Here is a 7,584-nt window from a genome sequence, read left to right on the forward strand (position 1 = left end):
GGTGACCGCCGAAGGCTCGGACTTCCTGCAGCTGGACATCGGGGACGCGCCGCCGGGGCGCCGGTCGGACTGGCTGGCGTCCCGGCTGCGCCACGCCATCTCCGACGGCCGTCTGCCGGTCGGCAGCAGGCTGCCCGCGACCAGATCGCTGGCCGCGGATCTGCGGGTCTCCCGTGGCGTGGTCACCGAGGCCTACCAGCGGCTGGTCGAAGACGGCCACGTCGCCGGTCGCGGCCGCGCGGGCACGGTGGTCGTCGCCGCGCCCGCGAGGACGAAGGAACAAACGACGCCCGGGCCGCCGTCGGCGGGCACGATCTTCCAGCCCGCCCCCGGGATCGGCGTCTTCGACTCACTGCGGTCGACCCCGGCGAGGATCGACCTGTCCCCCGGCGTGCCCGACCTGACGGCCTTCCCCAGGACGGCTTGGCTGCGCGCGGAACGCACCGTGCTCAACGATCTTTCCGCGGCGTCCTTCGGCTACGGCGACCCGCGTGGCGCGCCCGCGCTGCGGCGGGCCATCGCGCACTGGATCGCGCGGACCCGCGGGATCACCGCCGACGCCGACGACGTCCTGATCGTCGCCGGCGTCGCGCAGGGCCTCGGGCTGCTCGCGCAGGTGTTGTGCGACAACGGGATCTCCGAGATCGCCGTCGAGGACCCGAGTTCGCTGGGCGCACGCCAGCATCTGCACGACCGCCGGCTGGCGACGCCGCCGATCCGCGTCGACGACGAGGGCGTCGACGTCGGCGAGCTCGTCCGCAGCGGCGCGCCCGCCGTTCTGCTCACGCCCGCGCACCAGTTCCCGACCGGTGTCGTACTCGGCGGGGAACGCCGTCGTGAGCTCATGCGCTGGGCCGCCGACGGCGGGCTGATCATCGAGGACGACTACGACGCCGAGCACCGCTACGACCGTCCGCCGGTCCCCGCGCTGCGCTCGATGCTCGCCGAACAGGTCTGTTACGCGGGCAGTGTGTCGAAGTGGCTCGCGCCCGCGCTCCGCGTCGGCTGGATGCTGGTGCCGCCTCGGTACCGGGACGAGGTGGTCGCGGCCAAGCGGTTCGCCGATCTGGGCAACGCCGTCCTGCCGCAGCTGGTCCTGGCGCATCTCATGGAATCCGGCGAGATGGAGCGGCAACTACGGTTCGTGCGCAAACGCCATCGGCGGCGGCGCGACGCGATGATCGACGCGCTCCGCACGCACCTCCCGGACGCCGTCGTGCACGGCGCGGCCGCCGGGCTGCATCTGACGATCACCTTCGACGCCGCGTTCTCCGATCTCGATTTCGCCGCCGCCGCGCTGGAACAGGGTGTGAAGGTGCAGCCGCTCTCGTGGCATTGCCAGCGGCCGATGAACCCGGGACTCGTCCTCGGGTACGGGGCGAGCCCGGCGAGCGACATCGCCGAAGGCATCGCCGTCCTGGGCCGTATCCAGCGCTAGCCGCGGAACTGCTCAAGGAAGGTCAGGAGCACCGTCGGGTCTTCGACGTGGGCGTTGTGGCCGAGTCCGGGGAGTTCGGCGGAAGCGGGGCTGAGCGAGCGGAGCTGTTCGGGGCGGCTCATCGGGTCGTCCGAACCGGCGGCGAGGACGACCGGGCAGCGCGCCGCGCCGAGCAGGCCGGGCATGTCGGGCGCGCCGACGGCGAACGCCCGCGGATCCAGGGCCAGCCGCCAGCCGTCTTCGGTTTCGACCACACCGTCCGGATCCGCTTCCGCGAGGCCCGCCAATCCGGCGACCTTGAGGAAACCGCGCTCGGCGTCCTCGCGGGAGGGGAACAGCCTCGGCGGTTTGGACGCCATGACAGCGGCCCTCGCCAGATCGTCCTCGCTCCATTCGACCTTGACACCGACCGCGAGCAGTCCGGCGACCTCGACGCCGAACCAGCCGCTGGCCAGCGCGAGCCCGACCACACCACCGAGGGAATGCCCGATCACCAGCAGCGGACCGCGGTCCGGGAGTACGCCGGCGACGGCCGCGGCCAAGCCGCCGAACGAATAATGCGGCAGCCGGGCGGAACCCCCGTGACCAGGCAGATCGGGCGCCAGCCAGCGATATCCGGGCTGTCGCACGAGGCCGTTCCAGACGGCGCCCGTCGCGCCGAGGCCGTGCAGCAGCAGTACGGCGGGGCCGTCGGTCCCGGCGGTGCGCATCTTCAGGGTGTCCACCGGACGGATCTTTCCCCAGTCCCCCGCTCGCGGGCTAGGGTCGAAGGCGTGATCACCGATCCGGACGTGTACACCCGGGGCGTGCCGTACGAGCATCTCGCCGCGCTGCGCCGGGATTCGCCGGTCGTGCGGGTCGACGATTTCTGGGCCGTGCTGGCACATTCCGACGTCGAACACGTGCTGCGCAGCCCGAAGCTGTTCTCTTCGCAGCTGGGCGGGACGCAGATCCGGGACCCGGCGTCGGAACAGGATCTCGGCTACGTCCGCCGGATGATGCTCAACATGGATCCGCCGGAGCACGCCCGGCTGCGGGGGCTGCTCACCAAGGCGTTCACGCCACGCGCTGTCGGCAGGCTGACCGAGCGGATCCACGGCTGGGCAAGGGATCTGATCACCAAGGTCGCCGCGGACGGCGAAGGCGACTTCGCCGCCCTCGCGGCCGATCTCCCGCTGTTGACGCTCGCCGAGGTCTTCGGGATTCCCGAGCGGGACCGGCGGCTGATGTACGACTGGAGCAACCGCGTGATCGGTTTCCAGGACGCCGACTACGCGGTGAGCGCGACCGTCGACACGCGCGAGGTCACCGATCTCGCGCGGGCGGCACTGGCCGTGCGACCGGTTCCGGGACCGGACGGCGCGATGCCCGATCCGCGCACCCGGGCGGGAATGCCGGATCTCTACGCGTACGCCACCGCGCTCGGCGAGTACAAACGGCGTAATCCCGGCGACGACGTGATGAGCAACCTGATGGGTCACGTCGACGACAGCGGTGGACGCGTGTCGATCGCGGAGTTCGAGAACCTGTTCTGGCTGTTTTCCGTGGCGGGTAACGAAACCCTGCGCAACGGCATCCCCGGCGGGATGCTGGCGTTGCTTTCGCATCCGGATCAGTACCGGCGCCTGCTGGCCGACCGCTCGCTGCTTCCCGGCGCGGTCGAAGAGATGTTGCGCTGGTGGACGCCGGTCATGCACTTCCGCCGGACCGCGACCGAGGACGTCCGGCTGTCCGATGTGGACATCCGCGCGGGTGACAAGGTCGTCGTCTGGTTCTCCGCCGCGAATCGCGACGAGACCGTGTTCGAGGAGCCGGACCGCTTCGACATCGGCCGGGCCCCGAACGATCACCTGACCTTCGGGCACGGCCCGCATTTCTGTCTCGGCGCCCAGCTGGCCAGGGTGCAGTTGCGAGCGATGTTCGAAGCGGTCCTGGATCTGCTCGGCGAGGCCGAACTCGCCGGGGAGCCGGTGCGGTTGCGGTCGAATTTCCAGAACGGGCTGAAGTCCCTGCCGATCCGCTGGTGACCGAAAGGGCCCTTCCCGCCCCCGAGCGCGAGAAGGGCCCTTTCACCCCCTTGTCATTCAGCCGCGGCGAACTCCGGTTCGGCGACGGTGGCGCGGGCTTCGGCCCTGCGCAGGCCGATCACGCCCGACAGCGCCACCAGGACGCTGATCACGGCGATGCCGGTGACGACCGTCAGCGCGGGAGCCAGCCCGTTCAGCAGTGCCGCCGGACCGGTCGCGCCGCCGGAGTTCCCGGTCAGGACCGCGGTCACGACGGCGAGGCCGATCGCGCCGCCGACCTGGATCGACGTGTTCAGCAGACCGCCCGCGAGACCCTGTTCGTCGTCGGAGATCCCGTTGGTCGCCTGGATGTTCAGCGACGAGAACGCCAGCATGAAGCCGACACCCAGCAGGATCATGCTCGGCAGCACCGAACCGGCGTAGCTGGAACTCTGGTCGATCCGCAGGAACAGCGCGTATCCGATGACGTGGGCGACGACGCCGGCCAGGATGGTGCGCGGTGTGCCGATCCGGTCGATCAGCGGCTCGATCCGCGGCGAACCGAAGGCCACGATCAGCGCGGCCGGCAGGAAGCCCAGCGCTGTCTGCAGCGCGGACCAGCCGAGCACGGTCTGCAGGTACAGCATGACGACGAACTGGAAACCGATGTACGCGCCGAAGAACGTCGCGCCGCCGATGTTGGCGCGGGCCAGCGGGCCCGAGCGCAGGATGCCGAGGCGGAGCAGCGGGTGCTTGCTGCGCTTTTCGATGTACACGAAGGTGACGAGCAGGGCGAGCGCGAGGGCGAACGAGATCAGCGTCCGCGGCGCGGCCCAGCCGATCTCGGGCGCCTCGACCACGGCGAAGACCAGGAGCAGCGAACCGGCGGCACCGGTGATCGCGCCCGGGAAGTCGTAGCCGCCTCCGGTCTGCGGCCGGTAGGACGGGATCAGCTTGACGGCGGCGACCAACGCGGCGAGCGCGATCGGCACCGGCAGCAGGAACGTCCAGCGCCAGCCCACCTCGGTGAGCAGACCGGAGAAGACGAGGCCCGCGGAGTAACCGCTGGCACCGAACACGGCGAAGATGCTGATCGCCCGGTTGCGGGCGGGACCTTCGTGGAAGGTCGTGGTGATGATGGACAGCGCGGCCGGTGCGGTGAACGCCGCGGCGAGACCCTTGATGAAGCGGGTGGCGATCAGCAGCGCGCCGTCGTCGACGAGGCCGCCGAGCAGCGAAGCGAGAGCGAAGACCGCGACGGCGACGAGGAAGACCTTTCGCCTGCCGAGCAGGTCGGCGGTGCGCCCGCCGAGGAGCAGCAGACCGCCGTAGCCGAGCACGTAGGCGCTGATGACCCATTGCAGGGCACCGGTGGAGAGGCCGAGTTCGGCCTGGATGGACGGGAGGGCGACGGCGACCATCGACACGTCGAGCGCGTCGAGGCCCACGACGACGGACACAGTGAGCAGGACACCCCAGAGGCGCGCGTCCCACCTCGTAGAGCTGGTGGACAGCTGCACGGAAGAACTCATGATCCGTACACTACATGCACGCGCATCTAATGCAAGTGCATTTAATGTCTTTGCATAAAATTCACGTGCATGCTATCTTGGGCCGCGTGAGCGACGTCGCTGAACCAGAACTGCTGCGGGAGTGGCACGAACTGTCCGCCCGGCACGCGGCGGTCTTCGGCAGGCTCGAGTGCCGGCTGCAGGAACGGCACGGCCTCGGCGTCACCGAGTTCGAAGCCCTGGAGCGACTGGTGAACTGCGTCGTCGGCAAATGCCGCACCGCCGACCTGACCGAGGTCGTCCACCTGAGCCAGAGCGCGACGTCGCGACTCGTCGCCCGCCTCGAACGCGAGGGACTCGTCCAGCGCTCTCTCTGCGAGTCGGACCGGCGAGGAATCTTCGTCATCGTGACCGACGAAGGCCGCCGTCGCTACGAAGAAGCGAAGCCGACCCATCGGGCGACACTCGAAGAAACCCTCACCATCAAGGCCTGAAGGTCACTTCTCGCCTGCACCCGCAGGCACGCTCCCGCGAAAGATCCGTGAAGGCCTCCTTGCCTACCTTGAGGGTAGGCAAGGAGGCCTTCACGGACTTCTGCCGCCCTCCGAGGTAAAGAATGTTTGACATGCTGTCGAGAACTCTTTACATTCGACGACGTGGCACTGGAAGAGAAACGCGCATGGATCATGGCCGTGGTCGCGATCTGCGCCTACGCGGTCTACCTGATCGTCGTCCTCGGCCGGGCGGACTCCGGCCCACTCGTCGATGTCCCTTACGTGGCAACGCTTATGTGGACGGTCGGGGCGGCCATCGTGGCCTCGATCGTGCTGCACGTCGCGGCGTCGATCGCCTCGCCGGAGGATGCCGGCCGCAAGGATCAGCGCGATCGTGAGATCGGCCGGTTCTCCGAGCACATCGGACAGTCGTTCGTGGTCATCGGCGGCGTCGCGGCGCTCGTCATGGCGATGGCCGAACTGGACCACTTCTGGATCGCCAACGCCGTGTATCTCGCGTTCGTCCTCTCGTCGCTGCTCGGTTCGATCGCGAAGATCGCCGCGTACCGCTGGGGATTCCAGACATGGTGAAACCGACCAAGGTCACCAACTCGATCCGCGCGTTGCGCTTCGCCCAGGGCGAGATGACACAGGCGGGCCTCGCGGACCGGATCGGCGTCACGCGCCAGACGGTCATCGCCATCGAACAGGGCCGCTATTCGCCGTCCCTGGAGATGGCCTTCCAGATCGCCAGGGTGTTCGGCGTCGGGCTCGACGACGTTTTCCAGTATCCCGACTGAACCAGGAGGCCGCCGTGAAGGCGATCGTCCAGAACGAGTACGGCAAGACAGACGTTCTCCGGCTGACCGATCTACCGGAACCCGAAGCCGGACCGGACGGCGTCGTCGTCCGGGTGCGTGCGGCCGCGGTCGATCCCGGTGTCCGGCATCTCATGGAGGGGACGCCGTATCTGGTGCGCCTGATGGGTTTCGGGGTCCGGAGACCGAAGGCCCGCGTGCGCGGGCTGGACTTCGCCGGAGTCGTCCACGTGGTCGGCGAAAACGTGACGGACTTCCAGCCCGGCGACGAGGTTTTCGGAACCTGCCAGGGTTCCTTCGCCGAATACGCACTGACCACAGTGGACAAACTGGCGAAGAAGCCCGAGCGTCTCGGCTTCGACGAGGCCGCCGCGGTGCCCATCTCGGCGTTCACCGCGCTCCAAGCCCTCCGGGACCGCGGCCGCGTCGAACCGCGGCAGCGGGTCCTGATCATCGGCGCGGGCGGCGGCGTGGGCACCTACGCGGTGCAGATCGCCAAGGCGTTCGGCGCGCAGGTCGACGGCGTGTGCGGCACGGGCAAGGTGGACCTCGTCCGCTCGCTCGGCGCGGACAAGGTCTTCGACTACACCCGTGAGGACTTCGCGGGCGGATACGACCTCATCCTCGACACCGCGGGCAATCGCTCTCTGACGTCGCTGCGGAAATCCCTTACCCCGCGAGGAACTCTCGTGATCGTCGGAGGCGAGGGCGACGGGCGCTGGATCGGCCCGGTGGGACGCAACCTGCGGGCGCTGGCCCTCGGGCCGTTCGTGAAGCACAAGCTCCGCGGTCTGTTCTCCACGGAGAACCACGCGGATCTCGAGACGCTGCGCGCACTCATCGAAGAGGGCGAACTGACGCCGGTCATCGACCGGACCTACTCGCTGGCCGACGTCCCCGAAGCGATCCGCTACACCGGCGAAGGCCATACCCGCGGCAAGGTCGTCATAGCCATCTGAGCCCGCTGACAAGTGTTCGCCTCGGCGTTCACCGGCGGCCATCTCGGCCGTGTTCGGTGTCGTGGAGCGACCCACCACAAAGCCAGGGAGAACACTGATGTCCGTCAACCGCCGGGACCTGTTACGAGGCGCCGCCACCGCCGGGGCGTTGGGGCTGGCCTGGCCGTTGAGCTCGCGGATGACCGTCGCTCAGGCGGAGGAGGCGGCGGCGCGGCTGGGGGCGAGCTGGGACGAGGCGCCGTTCACCCTCGGCGTCGCGTCCGGCGACCCGGTCCCGCACGGCATCGCGCTCTGGACCCGGCTCGCGCCGAAGCCGATGGAGTTCGAGCAGCCGCTGGCGGACACCGTCGAGGTCGGC

9 protein-coding genes are annotated in these 7,584 nt (G+C 69.3%); 7 read left to right on the forward strand and 2 right to left on the reverse strand.

From position 1 onward, the window contains the following. The first annotated feature begins 1 nt into the window (after position 1). The gene (pdxR, locus tag H5J31_RS32905; protein ID WP_181776569.1) at positions 2 to 1,438 is read left to right on the forward strand and encodes a MocR-like pyridoxine biosynthesis transcription factor PdxR; all 1,437 of its coding nucleotides are present in this window, start codon (positions 2 to 4) and stop codon (positions 1,436 to 1,438) included. Here pdxR and H5J31_RS32910 read toward each other — a convergent pair. Continuing rightward, positions 1,435 to 2,163, reverse strand: a complete 729-nt coding sequence (locus H5J31_RS32910; RefSeq protein ID WP_181776570.1) for an alpha/beta fold hydrolase — start codon at positions 2,161 to 2,163, stop codon at positions 1,435 to 1,437. The two genes, pdxR and H5J31_RS32910, sit on opposite strands and share 4 nt — an antisense overlap. A gap of 48 nt (positions 2,164 to 2,211) precedes the next feature. Here H5J31_RS32910 and H5J31_RS32915 point away from each other — a divergent pair, with 48 nt between their 5' ends. Further along, positions 2,212 to 3,465, forward strand: coding sequence for a cytochrome P450 (locus H5J31_RS32915; protein WP_181776571.1), 1,254 nt, complete (start codon positions 2,212 to 2,214; stop codon positions 3,463 to 3,465). A gap of 53 nt (positions 3,466 to 3,518) precedes the next feature. Here H5J31_RS32915 and H5J31_RS32920 read toward each other — a convergent pair whose 3' ends face one another. Next, positions 3,519 to 4,976, reverse strand: a complete 1,458-nt coding sequence (locus tag H5J31_RS32920; protein WP_181776572.1) for an MFS transporter — start codon at positions 4,974 to 4,976, stop codon at positions 3,519 to 3,521. An 86-nt stretch (positions 4,977 to 5,062) separates the two neighbouring features. Between H5J31_RS32920 and H5J31_RS32925 the strand changes: the two genes are divergently transcribed. The 5 genes from H5J31_RS32925 to H5J31_RS32945 form a co-directional block, all read left to right on the forward strand. Next, positions 5,063 to 5,449, forward strand: coding sequence for a MarR family winged helix-turn-helix transcriptional regulator (locus H5J31_RS32925; RefSeq protein ID WP_181776573.1), 387 nt, complete (start codon positions 5,063 to 5,065; stop codon positions 5,447 to 5,449). Between the two features lie 162 nt (positions 5,450 to 5,611). Next, on the forward strand, positions 5,612 to 6,040 hold the full coding sequence (locus H5J31_RS32930; protein WP_181776574.1) for a hypothetical protein: 429 nt from the start codon (positions 5,612 to 5,614) through the stop codon (positions 6,038 to 6,040). Continuing rightward, the gene (locus H5J31_RS32935; RefSeq protein ID WP_181776575.1) at positions 6,034 to 6,249 is read left to right on the forward strand and encodes a helix-turn-helix transcriptional regulator; all 216 of its coding nucleotides are present in this window, start codon (positions 6,034 to 6,036) and stop codon (positions 6,247 to 6,249) included. Before H5J31_RS32930 ends, H5J31_RS32935 begins: the two co-directional genes overlap by 7 nt. 14 nt (positions 6,250 to 6,263) lie before the next feature. Further along, positions 6,264 to 7,226 carry an NAD(P)-dependent alcohol dehydrogenase gene (locus tag H5J31_RS32940; protein ID WP_181776576.1) on the forward strand — a complete coding sequence of 321 codons (963 nt, stop codon included), beginning with the start codon at positions 6,264 to 6,266 and terminating at the stop codon, positions 7,224 to 7,226. A 97-nt stretch (positions 7,227 to 7,323) separates the two neighbouring features. Continuing rightward, on the forward strand, positions 7,324 to 7,584 hold a 261-nt coding region (locus H5J31_RS32945; protein WP_181776577.1), incomplete at its 3' end, for a twin-arginine translocation signal domain-containing protein.

The organism is Amycolatopsis pittospori, assembly GCF_013870525.1.
GTDB classification, from domain to species: domain Bacteria; phylum Actinomycetota; class Actinomycetes; order Mycobacteriales; family Pseudonocardiaceae; genus Amycolatopsis; species Amycolatopsis pittospori.